The following is an 18,669-nucleotide window of genomic DNA, read 5'->3' as shown; positions in this document are numbered from 1 at the left end:
GCGCGATCCTGCCTACCGCAGCGCCGCGCCCGCCAGGGCGCCGAGCAGCAGCGCCACCACCGCCAGCGCAAACGTGCCCACCAGCATGCCCACTGTCGCCGCCGGCCGGCGCTGCCTATGCAGCTGCACCACGTCCAGCATGGCCGTGGAAAATGTGGTGAATCCGCCCAGGAACCCGGTGGTTAACACGGCGTAAATGCCGCTCCCCACCTGCGCGAAGTACCCGAATGCCAGGCCCATGAGTAGTGCGCCAAGCACGTTGACCGTCGCAATTCCCAGGGGAAGCGGCCTTTTCGCGCGAGCTTTCAGTGCGTTCTGCCCCGCCTTCTTGGATGCTTGTTTTGCCGCCTTACCGCTGTGGCCGGACTGCTTTCGTTCCGCCCTGCGCTGCTGCAGCGCCGTTATTCCCGAATCCACCACGCCGCGCAGTGCGGCGCCGAGCCCGCCCGCGAGCGCTACCCACAACCACGTCATTTCGCGGCCCCCTTCTTCTTGTGCTGGGAGCTGCGACCCGCCCGCTTGGAATGGTTGAAGCGAAGTGCGCGCGCGGTGCGATGCTGCTGGCGGCTACGACGTCGTGACGAGACGGGCCGCCCTTCCGTGTGGTGCTGACGCTCCCCGAGCCACAGGCCGAAACCGGCCGCACCCAGTCCGGCCACGAACATCGCGAGCGTGTAGAGCATGACGGGGAGAAAATCGGCCAGCAGGTACCCGAGGGTGGCTTGCAGAATGAACGTGGAATAGGTGGTGAAACCGCCGCAGAATCCCGTGCCCAGGAGGAGCTTCTGGCGCCCACCGCGCGCACCGGTGCGCGCGGTGAGTCCCGTGACGAGACCCAGCAGAAATGCACCCGCCAGATTCACTAGTACGGTGGCCGTGAAACTGCCCAGCACGGCTGCGGCGGGATGAGCGGCTAGATTGCCCGGGGCCATGAGGGTGGCGCAGAGTTCTCGGACTCCCGTTCCGGCGGCGCCGCCGATGGCCACCAGCAGGAGGCCGCGCGGGTCTCGGTACAGAGGTTTCACGCGGCACAGTCTAATGGGGTGCCCCTGGGAAAACTCGGGGATACCGGCACCCGAATGCAACCGCGCCAGTTTTGCTCCGTGACCCCGTGTGTACCATCCCGCAACGGGCCGCGTGTGTCGGCGTCGCCGGATAGTATTGAAATACCGCGTAAGCGCCCGGTTTGTCACGCCAGCCGCGCGCGCCATCCGTTGAACATGGAGCACTCATGATCCAGATTCTTGTTAGTAATCCCCTTCTTGCCATCATGCTGGTGCTGGCTGCGGGCGCCGCATTTGGCCAGATCAAATTTGGTCCGCTGCGCTTCGGTGCGGCGGGCGCCCTTTTCGTGGGGTTGGCCGTGGGCGCGTTAGATCCCAAAATTGGGGCGTCGCTGGGCGTGGTGCAAACGCTGGGGCTCGCGCTGTTCGTGTACACGGTGGGCCTGGTGGCGGGCTCCACGTTTGTGCGCGATCTGCGCACCCAGTGGCCGCTCATGGTACTCGGCGCGGTGGTGCTCACGGCCGTGGCCGGGAGCGTGACGGCGCTGGGCCAGTCAATGGGTGTCACCAAGCCCGCCATCGCCGGCATGTACGCGGGATCCCTCACCACCACCCCCGCGCTGCAGGCTGCGCAGGATGCTTCCGGCGGAGACCCGTGGGTACCGGTCGGCTACGCCATCGGCTATCCGGTGGGCGTGATTATTGCGATCATCATCGTGGCGCTGGTGATCGGACACGAGTGGCCGGCTCGCCGCGATACGCCATCGCAGGCCGGTGCCGGTGTGGGTGCCGCCTCCGTGGTGGTGGAGAACCCGATGAGAGTGGTCTCCCTGCCGGGGTGGGACGCGGGTGTGGTGACGGCGTCGTACCTCAAGCATGGGGAAACTACTACGGTGGCGAAGCCTTCGGACGTGCTGGAAGCGGGCGACGAAATCCTCATTGTGGGGCCGGAGGCCGCCGTGCGTGAGGCGGAGGAGGCGCTCGGGCGCCGGTCGGAACGGGAACTGACGGATTTCCGCGCCGAGGTGGACTACCGCCGCTTTGTGCTCTCGAACCCGGATCTGGCCGGTTCCACCGTGAGCGAACTGAAGATCGGTCCGCGCTTCCACGGCCGTATCACGCGCGTGCAGCGCGGGGATCTGGACATTCTGGCCACTGATGATCTGGTGCTCCAGCCCGGCGATCGCCTCCTGGCCGTACTGCCCAAGGAGCAGATGCGCGCGGCCGCCCGCTACTTCGGCAATTCTGAGAAGCGCATCAGCCAGGTGGACGCGCTGTCCGTGGGTCTGGGAATGACGCTCGGGTTGCTGCTTGGGCTCATCCCGATCCCCATGATCGGTGGCGGCACGTTCTCGCTGGGAACGGCGGCGGGCCCGCTCATTGCGGGCATGTTCCTGGGCGCCATTCACCGCACCGGCCGCTTCCACTGGGATATCCCGCTGGCCGCGAATCTCACCATCCGCCAGCTCGGCCTGCTGCTGTTCCTGGCCGCGGTGGGCCTTGCCTCCGGGCCGGCCTTTGCCTCCTCGGCTTTCACTGCCGACGGCGGGAAGATCGCCGGGTTGGCCGCCATCGTGGTGCTGGCTTGCGCGCTGCTGTTCTTGGTGGGCGGGCGCTTAATCGGCCTGTCGAACCAGCGCGTGGTGGGCGCATTTGCGGGTTTGGTTGGGCAGCCAGCCATTCTCAGCTACGCCACCTCCCGCACCGCCGATGAGCGCGTAGAAACGGGTTACGCCGTGCTGTTTGCCGTGGGCATCGTTGTGAAGATCGTCCTGGTGACGGTGATGGTTTCGTAAAGCCGCGCTGCGGCTGGGCGGCGAGGAGTTGGGGCTGGGCGGCGCTAGCCCCGGTTTGAAGGTGGTTAGTGCACTTCGCGGGTGTTCTATACACCGTAAATCTGCACTAACCACCTTCAATCCGTCGTGGGGGCGGCCAGTTGGAACGGGATTTATGGTGGGGCGGGCCTAGGTGGGGGTTTAGTCTCGGTACACCCTGCCCTGCCTCGTTTTTACTCGCCCTTGCCCTGTCCGGCTCTCTTTTTGGCCAGGTCTCGGTTTTGGCCAGCCCCGACCTGGGCCCGGCCTTGTTTTTGGTTCAGCCCCGGTTTGAAGGTGGTTAGTGCACTTCGCAGGTGTTTTATACACCGTAAATCTGCACTAACCACCTTCAATCCGTCGTAGTGGTTCGGATGCGTCGTTATGCAACCGAAATCAATTCCCAAGGATTTCCCAGGTTGTGCGGGTGGATTCTCCAGCCTGGGTTGCTTATATATCTGTTGTCAGCGGGGGACAACCGGGAGCGTGGACCCGGCCCTGCTCAGTGATGGATTGCCTCCTCACAATAAATGAATAGCCGCAATGCTTGAGACATCCTTCGGGAAAGTTCTCGCGGCGCGGTGGGTGGCCAGGGAAGCGTGGATCCCTGGCCACCATTTTTATGTGCGGGTGACTTGTGTGGTTGACGTGGCTCCGTGTGGGGCAGGTGGTGGGTGCGGTGCGAACGTGCCGGTCCGGCATCTGAGCGATGGCCCGGATGGATCCCGGTTAATAGTTCTGACGGTTCTGGCCCTGGCCCATAGGCAGGCCGGTTGGTCGGCCCAACGAGCCCAGCCACTAGGCTGGCCGCCCGGTATTACCACGTGCGTAATGGCCGGTGGGGCCTTACCTCTCGGCTCAAACAGCACGGCCAGCGGGCGTGCTAGTCCGCGCCTCCTAGTCCACGTACCCCTAGTCCCGCTCGACTAGCACGTACCCCTCGTCGTTATAGGCCACATGCCAGGTGCCGCCATAGTTCGTGGCGGCCCAGTTTGCGGCGCCGTCGCCACTCATGAGCGACTGCGGCCCGAACGCAACCGCGCTCACCACCCGCGTGCCCTGCGAATTACCGGTCCAGTACACGGTGTTGCCGGGCACCAGGTACGCCATGAGGTAGATATCCGCAGCAATAGACTTGCCCGTCCCCACCTTGGCCAGCAGCTCGCCTGCCGCGCTGCGCTGCTCGGCGCTCAGCGTCGTGCTGTAGCCGCGCGCCCACTGCCCCAGCGTATTCTGCGACGTTCCGACCACCGCGCCCACCAGTGCAACGGTCGCCGCGAGGGATGCGCACGCCGCCTGGGCGCGGTGAGGTCGGTACGACGACGCCGCCCGCCCCGCGCCCCCAGCTGCGGTAGTGGGAGTGCCGGTCCCGGAAGCCGATGGGGCACCGGCCGTCTGCGTGACTCGTGCGGCGGTGGAAGCGGGGGCGTTGGCCCGTGTCGCCCGCCGTAGCCGCCTAGCTTCCAGAGCCCGCGCGGTACGCATGGCGCCGTCGACCAGGGCGAGGGCCGAGATCGGCACCAGCACAGCCGAATAGTGCCACTGGATGCCCCAGTAGGCGGACACGTTGCCGGCGAAGCGCCACAGCATGGTGGGGATGAGAGCGAGGGCAAGCGGGCTGCGCAATCCCACCACGCCGAGCGCGGCCAACAGGTATACGAGGGTGAGCAGCTTTTCGGACGGGGCGAAGAATCCGTACTCCGGCTGGCCCGCTACGGAGCCGAGCCGCCCCGTGTAATCCCACTGCCCGCCCACGTTGAACGCCGGCAGGATAACCAGAATTGTGAGGGCGAACCACACGATGCCCCAGAGGATCAGGCGGAGGCCGAAAATACCCAGGCGGCTGTCGAGCGCCGTGACAATGCGGCGCCAGGCCGAGCGGACGGGGTTCCCGGCAGGGTGCCCGGTGGACGCATTCTTGGCGCGCGTGTTGCTGGCGTTCGCGTTGCTGACGCGATTGTTACTGACGTGCGCACTTCCGCTGCGCGCACTTCCGGCGAGCGTGCTGCCGGCGAACGCACTTCCGCCAGCCGTATCTCCCCGCGCCCGACGGCCAACCCGCAGCCACGCCTCCAGAATCGCCGCGCCCCCGATTGCCGCGACGGTGAGTCCCAGGTCCTCCTTGACGAACACCAGCAGTCCCAGCTCCACGGCGGCGGTACGGCGATGCCCATCCAGCAGGTGCATGAGGCCGAACGCGAGCAGCGGCACGGCGAGGGCGATCTCGTGGAATTGCGCGGCAACGGCCGACGTGAGCCCCCAACCCAGGCCCGCGCCCGCTCCAATCAGTACCGCCGGCCACGTGCCCAGCTTGCGGCGCGCATAGTCCGCGATGGGTACCACGGACAGGCCGAATAGGACGTCCTGCGTGATGAGCAGGGTGAGGCCGGAGGGTGCAAGCGCGAAAATCGGCGTGAGCACGGCGAGGAGCGGGTGGAAATGATCGCCCCACAGGTTGAAGCCGGGTCCCTTAATGTTCACGATCGGCGCCTGGAAATGCGCGTAGCGGTCCAGCAGCTGCGTGAAAATACCCAGGTCCCAGCTGGGCGCCGAATACAGCCCCCACTGGTAGAGCGAAAACGCCACGTACAGCACCGTCGCCGCCACCCCCAGGCACCACGCGAGCGGACTCCGGGGTACCAGGTATGGGCGCGGAGTGAGCGACGTCGCGGGGGCCGTACTTGTCGTCGCCGTCGCCCGCCGCTCTTTCCCCGGTGCGTGCGCGTTTAGCCTGTGTGCGCCTGCTGCGTTATGTTCCGTCACGTTCCACCACCACATATCCGAGCCGGTTATATACCACGTGCCAACTACCGCCCACCTTGGACTTTACCCAGCGCACCACGTTTGACCCGCTGCCGTGATAGAGCCGGTTGGAGAACACCACGGTGTCAAAATAGGCGTCCCCGTAGGAGTGCTCCCAGTACACGGTATTACCCGGCACCACGTAGGCCATCATCACCACGTCCGCGATGAGCGTGCGTCCGGTGCCCACAGCGGCCACCGCGCCCCTCGCCGCCGCGCGCTCGGCCGGCGTTTGCGCATCCCCGTACCCCGCCACGGACACGTAGCCCTGTGTATTGCCCTGCCCGGTTACCCAGTGACCGAATCCGTTGTAGGAGGTGCCCACCAGCGAACTGCCAAGGAACAGGAGCGCGGAAGCGACGGACATGAGGGACGACGCCGCCCAACGCGGTGCTTGGCCGCGTACGGGGTGAGACCGTGCGGAGGACTGCCCGGCCCGGAGACGCAGAGGATGGGAGTGCCGATGCCAGCGCTCAGCGCCGTCCACCAGGGCCACGGCAATGATCGGCATGAGAGTGGCTGAATAGTGCCACAGAATGGTCCAGTAGTACGGGTTATTGCCGGAGAAACGCCACAGGAAGGTAGGGATGAGGGCGATGGACCATGGGCTGAGGAGCCCCAGCGCGCCGAGCGCTGTCACCGTAAAACCGAGTGTTTCCCACTTGACCTCCGGCTGGAAGAAGCCGTACTGGGAATTGAGCCGGCTGGCATAGTCCCAATCCCCATTCGGATTAAAGTGCGGCAGGATCACGAACGTGGCCAGCGCGAACCAGAATATGCCCCACACGGCCAGTCCCACGGCTATCCGCCCATCGCGGGTGGCGAGGGCGGCGCGGACGTGGCGCCAGAAAGCAGCAAATACGGTGCGTGGGGATGCGGCGTCGTCGCCGGATGCGTTGGCCGCGCTGACGTTCGTGGTGGCGGGCTCGGTGGCGCCCGCGTTCGCGAGTGCGGCGTCGTCGGACCCCCGGGAACCCCGTACACTCTGCAACGCCTCGAGGAAAATCACAAACCCAATGGCAGCGACGGTGAGCCCCAGGTCCTCCTTGACGAAAACGAGCAGGCCGATTTCCACCAGCGCCGCCCTGCGCCGTCCGTCCAACCAGTGGGTGAGGCCGAAAGTAAGGAGTGGCACGGCGAAGGCAATCTCATGGAACTGGACCACGGACGCGGAGGTGAGCCCCCACGAAACCGCGTAGGCGACGCCCACGATCGTGCCGGCCAGCCTGCCGATGCGGCGTCGTGCGAACGCGGTGATGGGTGCCACGGAAATGCCGAATAGGAAGGCTTCGAGCGCCATGAGCGTCATGCCCGAGGGGAACAGACGGAACAGTGGGCCGGTGAGTAGCAGAATCGGGTGGAAATGGTCGCCCCACAGGTTGAAGCCGGGCTCCTTGATATCCACGATGGGCGCCTCAAGGTGCGCGTAGCGGTCCGCCAGCTGCGTGAAGATGCCCAGATCCCAGGAGGGAGAGGAGAAATTAGCCCACTGGAACCACGCGAAACCCAGGTACATGAGGACGGTGAGAAGTGCCAGGATCCAGGCGACGACGTCGACGCGGCGCGGCTTCGCGGTGGGCACAGAACCGGTTGCGAAGCGGGACGTGGTGTGGCGTGAACGAGGTGATGCGGTGGCGCTCGCGGCGGGCTCCTGTGAACGGGATGTGGGGCGCAAATTGCTCGTGCGCGCGGCCGGCCGGGAGCTTGTCATCTACAGCAGATCCTTCTTTTCCATCCAACGAAGTGAGCCCCACCCGAGCGGTACGCGCGCCCAGAATGTGAGTACGCGGTAGAGCACCGCGGTGGAGAAGGCTACCGAGTAGGGTACGCCGGCCAGGGTAAGACCACCCGTGAGCGCCGCCTCCACCGGGCCGATACCACCCGGGGTGGGAATAACGGAGCCCACCGAATTGGATACCAGGTAGGTGAGAGCCAGGGTGGTGAGCGAAAGCGATTCCCCGAAGGCGGCAAGGGAGAACCCGAACGCCGCCACATAGCCGGCCGTTTGCAGGAGCGCGCCAAGCGTGGCCAGTCCCAGCCGGCCCGGATGGGTCATCAGCCAGGCGAGACGCGGCCAAATCTGCTCGAAACTGGGCTGGAGTTTCTTCCACAGCCAGCGGCGCAGCGGCTTGATGGCGAACAGGGCCGCAATCGCCACCACGGCGATGGCGATACCCACCAGCGCGGAGGAGGAGGGCATGGAGAGCGTACCGAAATCACCGGTGAGCAGCGCCAGCGCCACCAGCAGTGCCACCGTGCAGAGGAACTGCAGCACCTGGGAAAGCGTCACGGTCGCCACGGCCACCGCCGTTTTCATGCCCTGCTTCTGCAGGTAACGCAGGTTAATGGCCGCCGGCCCAATACCCGCCGGCGCCACCAGCACCACCACGCTGCCGGCCAGCTGCGCCAGCACGCCCTCGCGCAGTCGCAGTTTCTCCGCGCTGAGTGCCTGGAGGATGATAGCGGCGCCTACGTACGTCACCAGCCCCACCAGGAACGCCACCACCATGAGCCACGGGTTTGCCTGGGACACGGTGGCCTTGAGATCCTGGAAGTTAATAGAGCCGAGCAGAATAAACACGGCCGCCACGCCAATGATGAGCGTGATGACGGTTTTCGGCTGGAAGCGGTTGAACTGGACCAGCCCGACGTCCTTCGCCTCCGGAATCTCGTCAATAAGTGCGTTGCGGACGGCCTCGATGCGTTTCTTATCGCCCAGCTCCGCGCGGGTGGGCGCCGGGAGAATGGAGCGCTGCATGGCCGGGGCGATGGAGATGAGCGCCGCGCGCGGCAGAGACCGTTTTGCCGAGGCCACCGCCCGGTCCACGCCCACCAGCACGGTGAGCATCGCAAGCGTTTGCGCCAGGTCCACCGTGCGTGCCAGCTCCGTGGAGGCGATCGCGCCGTTCTCCCAGTCCGAGATCCCCACCTCACCATCCGTCAGCGTCACCACGCCCGCATGAATGTTCTGGTGTGAGAGCCCGGCGCGGTGCGCGCGCTGCAGAACGCGCCACAGTTGGTCCAGTTGCGTGTCTGTCAGGAGATCCGGGATGGCCGGGCTGTGAGCGGTTTCGTTGTCGTCCGACGCCGAAGCGCCAGCTTCCTGCGACGCCGCGGTCTGCGCCGGGGCCTGGTTCACGGCATGATCGTTGCCCGCCTGCTCGGTACTACGTGACTCCGTCTCGGTACTACGTAACTCCGTACTCGCGCTGGGGGCGGCGTCGTCGGACACATGGCTGAGCGGATGGGCGCCCACCAAACCGAAGGCGACAAGGGCGGACAGTTCCGTGGCGGCGATACGGATTTCCCGGGCCGGGGAGACCCCGAGCGCAATAGCCTGACGCTCCTTGAGCACAATGTTCTGCGCCTTTTCGATGATGGAGCGGTCAGTGGTGTCCCCCGCGGAGGTGAGGCGCAGACGGTGCCACAGTGTGGTGAGCTGGGAGACGATAATCTGGTCAGAATCAATGACGACGGCGTGGAAGGTGCCCGCCGGCGAATAGACAACATAGTTGCGGGCAAGGGAATTCGCGGCGACGGGCCGGAGAGAGCGGGCGCGCTCGACAATGGTGTCCACGTCAATATCCAGGGCCGTGACGGTGGCGGTGGGGGCGGCCTCGTCCGCGAGCGCGTTACGGATTTGTCCCAGCGGATTATCCCAGCCGTATCCGAGCCGGGCCGGGCTGGTAATCGACCAGGCGGTGAGCGGCTCGGGGGCGTTATCGACCCGGACAATGCGTGAGGCGTCCATGCCCGCACGGCGCACCAGTTGCACCAGCGCGGCACCGTTTGCGCGCGCCGCGTTATCCCCCAGCGCATACAGCATGAGGTGGCCGGTGGAAATTCCTACCAGCACGGTGATGAGCGCGCCCGAGAGCGACTGATCGCCCTGCAGCACGGAGAGCAGCAGCACAATGCCTAGCAGCCACCAGGAGGACCGGGAAATCTTTGTGGGCTTGGCGGCGCTCGACACGGTGAGGAGGGAGGAAATCACAGCCACGTAGGGGAGCAGCGTGATGAAGGATTGCGCTCGCAGATCCGCCGTGAGATCCGAGGTAATCATGGCCGTGGGGAAGAAACGATCAAAGAACCACACGCCCAGGTAGGAGACGCCCACGCCCACGGCGGCGGCTGCAATGGAGGTGAGTAGTTGGCGCCAATGCCGGCGCCGTACAAACTCGCCGAGGATCAACAGTGGGATCACAAAGGAAATGAGGCCCTCAAGAATATTGATGGGTACCACCAGGATGGTGCTCACAATATTGGAGGTGGCACTGGCTACGTCGCGCGTTACGGCCACGCTGGTGCGGTGGCCGTAAATGGCGAACACGATCACCAGGAGCAGGCCCGCTACGGCAAGCAGGCCTGTCACAAGGTGACGAGGCCGGCGCACCCAGTGCAGGCGCTCATCAATGAGCGTTACCGGGTGCGTTGGGGCTGCGATGCTCTGCTCCAACGTTTCTGGGTCCTGTTGCACTCGCACAGTCTAACGGGGCGAGAGGGCCACGCGGCGGCAAAAGGCCGCGGTGGGTCTACGGAATGAGCGTGGAGAGGCTCGGGCGGCGGGAGGTGACGGGCGTGTTGGGTGCGAGGCAGTGAGCGCGGTGGGGTATGAGGCGCGGCAGCGGGTGCGATTCGGGGCGCGCGGCGGTGGGCGGGGCATGCGGCCCTGCGTACATGAAACGCCCTGTATACATAAAAGAGCCCCGCAGGTGCGGGGCTCTGGCGGATGAGACTACTTGATGCCCATGGCCTGGTCGCGGACGGAGCGCAGCGTATCGGCGGACTGCTTGAACGCGGCCGCCTCCTTCTCCGTGAGCTCCAGTTCGATCACGCGGTGCACGCCCGCGCGGTTGATGATGGCGGGGGTGCCAATGTAGATGTCCTTTTCCCCGTACTCACCGTCCAGGTAGGCGGACACCGGGAGTGCCACATCATCGTTGCGGAAAATGGCGCGCGTGATACGTGCCAGCCCCATGCCAACGCCGTAGGACGTGGAGCCCTTGGCTTCGATAATGCGGTAGGCGGCGTCACGCGTTTTCTCGAAGATGGAGTAGAGCTCCTTCTCCAGGCCCGGCTCCTTTTCGAGGCGCTTACGGGTGGAAATGCCGGCCACCGTGGAGGAGGCCAGCACCGGCAGTTCAGTATCCCCGTGCTCGCCAATAATGTAGGCGTGGACGGAGGTGGGCGCGATGTCGTAGCGCTCGGAGAGCATGAAGCGGAAGCGTGCCGAATCAAGGATGGTGCCGGAGCCTAGCACGCGGGATGCGGGCAGGCCCGAGTACTTGTAGGCACCGTAGGTGAGGATATCCACCGGGTTGGCGGCCACCAGGAAGATGCCGTCAAAACCGTGGGACATGGCTTGCTCCACCACGGACTTGGTGATCGCGAGGTTCTTGTTTACCAGGTCCAGGCGCGTTTCGCCCGGCTTTTGCGCTGCACCCGCGCAATCCACAATCAGATCCGCATCGGCGCAGTCATCATAGGTGCCCTCTGTGACGACGGTGCGGGACGGCGCCCACACCACGCCGTGGTTGAGATCCTGGACGTTGCCCCAGGTTTTTTCCTTCGCAATATCGATGAGCGCGAGGTGGTCCACCGTGCCCTGGTTGACAAGCGCGTACGCGTAGGCGAGTCCAACGGCGCCGGCTCCGATAAGAACAACCTTGTTTCCGATATGTTGCTTCAACTGATCTCCTTCCCGACGCTTCCATTATCCGCGACCCCACCGACAAATATGATGGTCCGTGCGTAACAGTGAGCCATCACGCGCGGCGGAGGCGCAGCGAATTCGTGACCACGATGACGGAGGAGGCGGCCATGGCGGCAGCCGCGACGCCCGGCAGGATGACGCCGAATATGGCCAGGGGAATAGCGACCACGTTATAACCGAATGCCCAGCCGAGATTCTGCCGAATAATCCGTAGCGTGGCGCGGGAAATCCGCAGCGCCGTGGGAACGGAGTTGAGATCCGAATTGACGATCGTGATATCCGAGGCCGCCTTGGCCACGTCCGTTCCCGTTCCCATCGCGATGGAGAGATTGGCGGCGGCGAGTGCGGCGGCGTCGTTCACGCCGTCCCCCACCATGGCCACGGCGCGGCCCTGAGCCTGCAGTTCTCCAACAATCCGCACCTTGTCGTCCGGCAGCACGCCGGCGTGCACATCCTCAATGCCCGCCTCCGCGGCGATGGCGTGCGCGGTGGCCGGGTTATCACCCGTGGCCAGCACCAGATGAATACCGCCCGCCTTGAGCTCCGCGAGCGCGGCGGTCGCCTCGGGACGAAGGCGATCCCGCACGGTAATGACGCCGATAACAGCGCCGTCCTTTTCGACGACGACGTCCGTGGATGCCTCCGTTGCCTTCGGGCCGGCTTCCGTCGTGGTGGCGGGTGAGGCAATACCTTCCGGTGCGGAAGTAAAAGCGGCGCGCACTTCGGCGTCGTCAAACCACGCGGGCTTACCGGCGCGAATACGGGCGGCGCCCACCATCCCCTCCACCCCGAAACCGGGGACGGCGCGAATGCTGCTGGCCGGGACCGCGGCACCAAAGCGGCCGTTTTCCTTGAGAATGGCCGCTGCAATGGGGTGCTCAGAGTGGGCCTCCACGGAGGCTGCGGCGGCGAGCAGTTCGCGCTCGGTGACGCCGGGGGCGGGCTGGACGGCGGCGACGGCCATGTGGCCCTCGGTGATGGTGCCCGTCTTGTCCAGAATCATGGTGTTCGTCTTGGCCGCGTTCTCAAGGATTTCAGGGCCGCCGATGAGGATGCCTAGCTTCGAGGCACGTCCGGAGCCAACCATGAGCGCCGTGGGTGTGGCCAGGCCCAACGCGCACGGGCAGGCCACCACCAGCACGGTGATGGCGGAGGTGAGTGCCAGCTCCAGCGGGTTGCCGAGGAGGAGGCGGATCACCAGGGTGAGCAGCGCGATACCGATAACGGCGGGCACGAACACGGCGGAAATGCGGTCCGCGAGCTGCTGTACGGGCGCCTTGCCGGTTTGCGCCTTGGTGAGCAGGCGACCCATGGCGGCGAGTGTGGTGTCCTCACCCACGCGGGTGGCGCGGATGGTGAGGGCGCCGGCCGTATTAACCGTGGCGCCGGTTACCTCGCTGCCCTCGCTCACCTCCACCGGTGCTGATTCCCCGGTCAGTAGGGAGGCGTCCACGGCGGAGGAGCCCGCGATGACCACGCCATCGGTGGCGATCTTCTCGCCCGGCTTCGTCACAAAAACATCCCCCACCTGAAGCTGGGCGGCCGGAATGTCCTCGGACACCTCGGTGCCGTCCGCGCGGCGCACACGCCGTGCCGTCTCCACACCCAGATTGAGCAGTTCCCGCAGCGCATCACCGGCCGAACGGCGCGAGCGATGCTCAAGCCAGCGGCCCAGCAGCAGGAATGCGACAATCATGGCCACGGATTCGAAGTAGAGGTGGGGAGCGTTCACCGTGTGCATGCCGGACATCCGCATGGTGTAGCCGATCTGCCCCGCGCCACCCCAGAGCAGTGCCCACAGGGACCACAGCATGGAGGCCAGCGTGCCCAGTGAGACGAGGGTGTCCATCGTGGAGCTGCCGTGCGCGGCGGCGCGGAACGCCGCCTTATGGAACGGCCAGCCGCAGTAGAACGCGATCGGTAGAGAAAGTGCGGCCACCACCCACTGCCAGCCGGGGAACTGCCAGGCCGGAATCATGGACATAGTGACCACGGGGATCGCCAGCACGAGTGCCACCCAGAACAGGTTGCGCAGGTGATGGATACGGCGCTGAGTGGCCGCATCCGCGCGGCGCTCCACCGCTTTCGCCTGCTCCTCGCTCACCGAGGCCGTCCGCTCCCCGTGGCTGCCGAGCTTCACGCGCCGAATCACCGAGGCCTCATATCCGGCCCGCTGCACCTGCGCCACAAACTCCGCGTCCGAGAGCGCCGCGCCTTCTGCCGAAAGCTCAATGTGCGCCTGCTCGTTGGCCAGGTTAACCAGCGCGTGCGTACCGGGGAGTTTGTTGAGTTTCTTCTCCACCCGCGCCACGCAGGACGCGCACGTCATCCCGCCCACCGCCAGGTCCAGTTCGGCCACGGTGGGGGCTGCCTCCGCTTGCGCGACGCCGGCGGCCGCGGTTTCGCCGCGTGCAGCATCCGCGTTCGGCGAAGTGCCGGCGGTGCGGCCAGAATGTGCAGTTGCTTCGGTCATGATGCTCGATTCAAGATTCTCAGCGGGTTCCAGCGTGCGGGCGGTGGTGGCGCGGCGCTGGCGGACATGCGAACGACGCCGTCCGGTCCGGGTATCTCCTACGCAGGTAGGCGTGCACTCGGATAGCGGTGACCGCGGCGTCGAAAAACTATGTGCGAATCACGCCCTCAAGCTTGTAGTCTCCGGCCTCATCGAGGGCTTCGCGGAGAGCCGCATCATCCAGCGGGTTCTCGGAAACCACCATGGCCGTGGAAATCTCGCCCGGGTGGAGGTCGATCTTGACGTCCTTGACGCCGTCCAGCGCCTTGAGTTCCTCGGTCACGTGCATCACGCAGTGAGCGCAGGTCATGCCAGAAATGTCGAGGGTAGTGCTGTTCATGAGAATTCCTTTCCGGTGTGCGGGTGCACATCGCCCCCACTGTATACCCCCAGGGGGTATCTACGGTAGGTCTGAGTGGGGTGCGCCTGGCCGCGGAATTCCGGGCGTGCGAGGCGTACCGAGCGTGCCTATTCAGTCGTCGGCCGCACGCGGGGTGGGCAGGACGGCAGGCAGGATGCGGCGCGCGTGGATTACAGGTACGCGCGTGCCTGCGCCACGGTTTCCTGCCCGTAGCCGCCGCCAAACAGCGCCGCGTGTAGCACCAGCATGTGGATCCGGTGCAGCCCCACGCGCTCCTCCCAGCCGTCGGCCAGCGGCGATTCCTCGTTGTAGGCAGCGTAAATTCGATCGACGAACGGCGCCCCGAACACCGTGAGCGCCGCAAGGTCCGTTTCCGCGTGGCCGCCGTGAGAAATGGGATCGATGAGTACGGCGACGACGCCGTCGCCTGCGGTTCCCTCCGCTTCCGTTTCATCTGTAGTCCCGTTCCATGTCCCGCGGGCGGCCTCCCGCGCAGATGCGGCGGTGGTCCAAAAGACGTTGCCGCTCCACAGATCGCCGTGGAGCAGGGCGGCGTCGGTGGTGACGAGGGCAGGCTGGGGCGCGTCGAACATGCCCGTGGCCACGCGGTCGGCGAGGCGGTGCATGAGGGCGGCGTCGGCCTGCGAGAATGCGCCGTTGCGCAGCGCGGGCGCGATGAACGGTTCGATGAAGTCTGCCGCGTACATCTCACCCCAGGTGCGCGGCTCGGAATCGGCCGGCACCAGGTGCAGGCGGGAGGGGTCCATGGAATAGGCGGGTGGATTGGGACCGGCCAGGAGGGCGGGCGCCTGCCCGAACAAACGCTTGCCGGTGGGAGCATAGGCGTGCGTGTGCGCCAGCCTCCGGCCAAAAGCTTCCGCGGCCGCCCGGGTGGGGCTGGCGTGAGCCAGCAGGGCCGTCTCCATCTCGCTCCCCTCGCGCCGCATGACGCGCACGGTGGGTGCCCCGCCGTGTTCCGCCGCCTCGCCCAGCTCCATGAGTCCGGCATACTCGGCGGTGATTTCCTCGGGTGCCGCATGCTTCGTGTAGGTCCGCATGTCTCTACCGTAGGCCCCGATTCTTCTGCCGACGCCGCCGTTTGGCACGTCGTGAGGCCGGTAGCGTGGCGATGGGCCGGCGTTGAGCCGGGAGAGTGGTGACGAGAGCTGGTGCGGTATGGCCGAGGGGCGCCGGCAGTGTTTATTGCTCGCGCTCAGTAAGAAGCGCCTGCAGGGCAGGGATGATGTGCACGTCGCCGGGCAGCCACTGGACAGACGTAGCCTCAGCGGCGGAGAGCGCCTTGAGCGCCCGGTGCGCACTACCAACGCGCGGGGCGTCACCGGGCGCCAGGACGGCCAACCACAGCCGCATCCAGCGGCCAGCATTGTGCCCACCGGCCGAGAGCGGCCAGTCGCCGTCGGCATCACCGGGATTGCGTACCTGCGCTCCCAGCGCTACCTCGCAGCCCAGTTCCTCGCGTAATTCGCGCCGGGCGGCCTGTGCCGGATCCTCGCCGGGCTCCACTTTGCCGCCGGGGAATTCCCACAGACCGTCGGCCCACTCCGGGTAGGAGCGTTGGGCGGCGAGAAAACGGTGCGGATGCGCCAAATTATCAACAATCGCTACGGCGGCCACCAGACGGCGTTCCATGCTGCCCCTCTCACTCGATAGGGCCCAGCGTACCGCGGGCCTCCGGCACGGCCTCCTACGCTGCTTCGGCGGACCGCTCTGTCTGCGCCTGCGGCGCACTACCCGGGACCGCGTCTGCCGCGCCGGTATCCTCGCGGAACATTGGCGTGGCATACCAACCGGCGGTGGGCGAAAACGCGAGCACCTCGACGTCGTGCTGAGCGGCAAGACCGAGTGTGGCGGGGCCGCCGGACATGATGGCGGTGGCCCAGACATCGGCGGTGACGATGTCGCGCGCGGCCACGCTCACCTGCGAGAACAGGACGCCACGCTGTGGGAAGGCGGCATTGTGCGCGGCCGTGCCACCGGCGATGGGGCCGAGGGCGCGCCAAATATGCTCGCCGCGCTCGGCGGTGCCGGAGGTGGCCAGTGCGCTCACCCGGCCATCCAGACGGGCCCGGCTGACCAGACGCGAGCGATCCTCGGGATCCACAATGCCCGATGTCCACGGTTGGCCGTCGGCGCGCGTGCCCGAGGTGGCGATATCCCCGCCCGCGTTGATGAGCCAGTTCGTGGCGCCGTAGCTTTCGAGCACCTGCCCGGCCGCACGGATCGCGAGCGCCTTGGCGATACCCTGCACGTCCCAGCCGCCGGTGGGGATACGAGGGGTGAAGGCGCCCCTGGTTTCCGCTTCCCACGCCTCACACTCGAGGAACGCGTCCCGGAACAGGCCCGACGTGGCGTCGAGCGTGATCTCGCCGCGGGAGAATTGGGAGGCCTCCGAGTCCGCTATCCATAGGCTGCAGGAGAGGTCATAGCGGCGGAACGTTTCGCGGACCTCCATGGTGGCGCGCGCCGGCAAATTCGGGCAGGTGATCGAGACCGTGGTACCCATCGTTTCAAAAATCATGACCGCGCCTCATCCAGTGCGGCCTGCAGGGAGGTGGCGTACGCCTGCGAGGTGTAGGTAGCGCCGGATACCGTGTCGATGCTCGCGCTGCCGGCGGAGAGCACCTCGCTGCGCAAGAGCGGGAGCGCCTGCTCGTTAATACGCTGGGAGTGGCCGTCCTGCACGCTGTCCTGGGCGCTCACGTTCGTCACTTTCCCGCCGCTCACCGTGACCGTCAGCGTCAGGCTGCCGTAACGGTACTGAGTGGTTTGCGTGTAGGTGCCATCCCGGTAGGAGGAACCGGAGCCGCTAGAACCCGTGGAGCTGCTAGAACCCGTGCCGGAAGCCCCATTCGTCTCGGATGAGTCGGTGCCGGAGACTCCCGCATTCCCGCTGCTGGCGCTCGCGTTCCCGGACGTGCCGGCAGTATCCGCCGTTCCGCCGAGATTCGTACCGTTCGTGGACGCGCTACCGGAACCGGAGGCGAGACTGGACGACGGCGTCGCCGTGGCCCAAGCCGTACCCAGCACCCCGATGGTGGCAAGTGCTGACAGGACGCTGGCTCTACGTGACATTTTCATGTGAACCTACCAATCGAATTCTTCGCGGTGAACCGCGGTGACGGGGAGGCCATGGGCGATGGCCTCGTTTTCTAGTGACTGTGCGGCCGGTTTGGGACCGCAGATGTAGAGATCCGCGTGCTGCAGTGGCCCCGTGAGATCCACCAGCCGTATGCCGCGGGCGCTTTCGGGTGCCCACGCGGGGGCGGCGATGGATCTCGATCGGTGCCCGGGGAGCACGTACAGGCGGGCGCCGCGCCGCCGGGCGATCGCATCAATTTCGGCCAGGTGGGGCATGTCCGCGAGGCTGGAGCCGCGCAGGATCACGGTGGCGTGCCCGGGCGCGAAGGTAGCCGTTTCCAGGAATGCGCGGATCGGTGCGATGCCGACGCCGAAGCCCACCAGTACAAGGTCGGGTTCGCTGCGAGATGCCTCGGTGAACACGCCGTAGGGGCCCTGCACCGTGACGTGCATGCCGGGCCGGACACGGCGAATGAGTTGGGCGGTGCCCCGGCCGCGCGCCTTGACGGTGACGCGAAGCAGCTGGCCGGGCGCACCCTGGCCGGGTTGAGTCTGTGCGAGCGGCGTCTGGCCGTGCGGAGCTGCGGAGAGCGACAGTGGGTGGGAATGTGTCCACAGTCCGGGCGCGAGGAAACGCCATTGGCCAAATTGGCCGGCGCCGGCCCGGTGGTCTGCCATGAAGTCGGCTGCCCCCGGACCCGTCATTTCGATGCTCACCACGCCGGGCGCCTCGGCGCGTACTTGCGTTACGGTGAGCCGCCGGAGCCAGGCCTGGCGGAGGGGAATAAATAGCCGATACCAACAGAGCACTGCGAGCGTCACACCCCAGAGTGCCATCCACGTGGCGCGCGGCCAGCCACTGGCGAACGTGCCGCCCATCGAGAACTGGTGGGGGAGTGCCGCAAGGACGGCCACATAGGTGAGCAAGTGGATGAGCCACCAGGCCTCGTGCGGTAGTTTCTTGCGCACCGCCCACATGGATGTCACGCCCACCACGCCCAGCAGGAGCAGCGAGGCGACCGCCAGCGCAAAATCGCCGGACCAGAGTGCACCAATTTCGGCCGGCCAGCTCACTCCGTCAAGGAGCGCATAGCCAACAATGAGAAGGGCGCCGTGCATAACAAGTCCGACGACGGTTGCCTCACCCAGGTCGCGGTGCGCGGCGAGTGCCTTGTCCAGCCCCACCGTGTGTTCGATGAACGGTACGCGGGCAGCCAGCCACAGCATGAGAATGACGGAGCCGGTGGCGCCCAGGCCTGCCACAATGCCAAGAGCGGTGATCAATGCGCCGGGCGAAGCGAGCATGCCGGCCATGCCACCCTGGCTGATCCAGGTGGCAATTGGCAGCACAACGCAGAGCGTGC

14 protein-coding genes are annotated in these 18,669 nt (G+C 66.2%); 1 reads left to right on the top strand and 13 read right to left on the bottom strand.

The window, feature by feature from the left end; genetic code table 11:
* Nucleotides 1-12: 12 nt before the first annotated feature.
* Both EIH27_RS07715 and EIH27_RS07710 read right to left on the bottom strand, forming a co-directional pair.
* The gene (locus EIH27_RS07715) at nt 13-474 is read right to left on the bottom strand and encodes a fluoride efflux transporter FluC (RefSeq protein WP_124040397.1); all 462 of its coding nucleotides are present in this window, start codon (nt 472-474) and stop codon (nt 13-15) included.
* Complete coding sequence (locus tag EIH27_RS07710) at nt 471-1,025, bottom strand: fluoride efflux transporter FluC (protein ID WP_164461645.1); 555 nt, start codon at nt 1,023-1,025, stop codon at nt 471-473. Before EIH27_RS07710 ends, EIH27_RS07715 begins: the two co-directional genes overlap by 4 nt.
* A 206-nt stretch (nt 1,026-1,231) precedes the next feature.
* Here EIH27_RS07710 and EIH27_RS07705 point away from each other — a divergent pair, with 206 nt between their 5' ends.
* Nucleotides 1,232-2,800: an aspartate:alanine exchanger family transporter gene (locus tag EIH27_RS07705; protein ID WP_124040395.1), complete on the top strand. Its 1,569-nt coding sequence runs from the start codon at nt 1,232-1,234 to the stop codon at nt 2,798-2,800.
* A gap of 930 nt (nt 2,801-3,730) precedes the next feature.
* Here EIH27_RS07705 and EIH27_RS07700 read toward each other — a convergent pair.
* The 11 genes from EIH27_RS07700 to EIH27_RS07650 form a co-directional block, all read right to left on the bottom strand.
* Nucleotides 3,731-5,425: a DUF2079 domain-containing protein gene (locus tag EIH27_RS07700; RefSeq protein WP_206424918.1), complete on the bottom strand. Its 1,695-nt coding sequence runs from the start codon at nt 5,423-5,425 to the stop codon at nt 3,731-3,733.
* A 142-nt stretch (nt 5,426-5,567) separates the two neighbouring features.
* On the bottom strand, nt 5,568-7,331 hold the full coding sequence (locus EIH27_RS07695) for a DUF2079 domain-containing protein (RefSeq protein ID WP_241153037.1): 1,764 nt from the start codon (nt 7,329-7,331) through the stop codon (nt 5,568-5,570).
* Complete coding sequence (locus EIH27_RS07690; protein ID WP_124040393.1) at nt 7,332-10,097, bottom strand: lysylphosphatidylglycerol synthase transmembrane domain-containing protein; 2,766 nt, start codon at nt 10,095-10,097, stop codon at nt 7,332-7,334. It abuts the gene before it with no gap.
* 258 nt (nt 10,098-10,355) lie between these two features.
* Nucleotides 10,356-11,309 (bottom strand): L-lactate dehydrogenase, encoded by a 954-nt coding sequence (locus EIH27_RS07685; RefSeq protein ID WP_124040392.1) that lies wholly within the window; start codon nt 11,307-11,309, stop codon nt 10,356-10,358.
* Nucleotides 11,310-11,385: 76 nt separating this feature from the next.
* Nucleotides 11,386-13,806: a heavy metal translocating P-type ATPase gene (locus tag EIH27_RS07680; protein WP_124040391.1), complete on the bottom strand. Its 2,421-nt coding sequence runs from the start codon at nt 13,804-13,806 to the stop codon at nt 11,386-11,388.
* 148 nt (nt 13,807-13,954) lie between these two features.
* Nucleotides 13,955-14,185 carry a heavy-metal-associated domain-containing protein gene (locus tag EIH27_RS07675; protein ID WP_124040390.1) on the bottom strand — a complete coding sequence of 77 codons (231 nt, stop codon included), beginning with the start codon at nt 14,183-14,185 and terminating at the stop codon, nt 13,955-13,957.
* A gap of 191 nt (nt 14,186-14,376) precedes the next feature.
* Complete coding sequence (locus EIH27_RS07670) at nt 14,377-15,264, bottom strand: fructosamine kinase family protein (RefSeq protein ID WP_124040389.1); 888 nt, start codon at nt 15,262-15,264, stop codon at nt 14,377-14,379.
* A gap of 142 nt (nt 15,265-15,406) precedes the next feature.
* A complete protein-coding gene (locus tag EIH27_RS07665) occupies nt 15,407-15,856 on the bottom strand; it encodes an NUDIX domain-containing protein (RefSeq protein WP_124040388.1) in 450 nt (149 codons plus the stop codon).
* A 55-nt stretch (nt 15,857-15,911) separates the two neighbouring features.
* Nucleotides 15,912-16,745 (bottom strand): FAD:protein FMN transferase, encoded by an 834-nt coding sequence (locus EIH27_RS07660; RefSeq protein WP_124040387.1) that lies wholly within the window; start codon nt 16,743-16,745, stop codon nt 15,912-15,914.
* Nucleotides 16,742-17,305, bottom strand: a complete 564-nt coding sequence (locus EIH27_RS07655; protein WP_124040386.1) for an FMN-binding protein — start codon at nt 17,303-17,305, stop codon at nt 16,742-16,744. Before EIH27_RS07655 ends, EIH27_RS07660 begins: the two co-directional genes overlap by 4 nt.
* Nucleotides 17,306-17,311: 6 nt before the next feature.
* Nucleotides 17,312-18,655, bottom strand: a complete 1,344-nt coding sequence (locus EIH27_RS07650; protein ID WP_164461643.1) for a ferredoxin reductase family protein — start codon at nt 18,653-18,655, stop codon at nt 17,312-17,314.
* Nucleotides 18,656-18,669: the final 14 nt, after the last annotated feature.

This window comes from Neoactinobaculum massilliense, assembly GCF_900604955.1.
In the GTDB taxonomy this organism is placed as follows: domain Bacteria; phylum Actinomycetota; class Actinomycetes; order Actinomycetales; family Actinomycetaceae; genus Neoactinobaculum; species Neoactinobaculum massilliense.
The sequence above is the reverse complement of the archived record's forward strand: the minus strand, read 5'-3'. Positions and strand labels throughout refer to the sequence as shown.

Excerpts from the sequence above, each read along its gene's own strand:
- EIH27_RS07715 (WP_124040397.1), bottom strand. The coding sequence starts at position 474 with ATGACGTGGTTGTGGGTAGCGCTCGCGGGCGGGCTCGGCGCCGCACTG.
- EIH27_RS07705 (WP_124040395.1), top strand. The coding sequence starts at position 1,232 with ATGATCCAGATTCTTGTTAGTAATCCCCTTCTTGCCATCATGCTGGTG.
- EIH27_RS07695 (WP_241153037.1), bottom strand. The coding sequence starts at position 7,331 with ATGACAAGCTCCCGGCCGGCCGCGCGCACGAGCAATTTGCGCCCCACA.
- EIH27_RS07680 (WP_124040391.1), bottom strand. The coding sequence starts at position 13,806 with ATGACCGAAGCAACTGCACATTCTGGCCGCACCGCCGGCACTTCGCCG.
- EIH27_RS07675 (WP_124040390.1), bottom strand. The coding sequence starts at position 14,185 with ATGAACAGCACTACCCTCGACATTTCTGGCATGACCTGCGCTCACTGC.
- EIH27_RS07670 (WP_124040389.1), bottom strand. The coding sequence starts at position 15,264 with ATGCGGACCTACACGAAGCATGCGGCACCCGAGGAAATCACCGCCGAG.
- EIH27_RS07665 (WP_124040388.1), bottom strand. The coding sequence starts at position 15,856 with ATGGAACGCCGTCTGGTGGCCGCCGTAGCGATTGTTGATAATTTGGCG.
- EIH27_RS07660 (WP_124040387.1), bottom strand. The coding sequence starts at position 16,745 with ATGATTTTTGAAACGATGGGTACCACGGTCTCGATCACCTGCCCGAAT.
- EIH27_RS07655 (WP_124040386.1), bottom strand. The coding sequence starts at position 17,305 with ATGAAAATGTCACGTAGAGCCAGCGTCCTGTCAGCACTTGCCACCATC.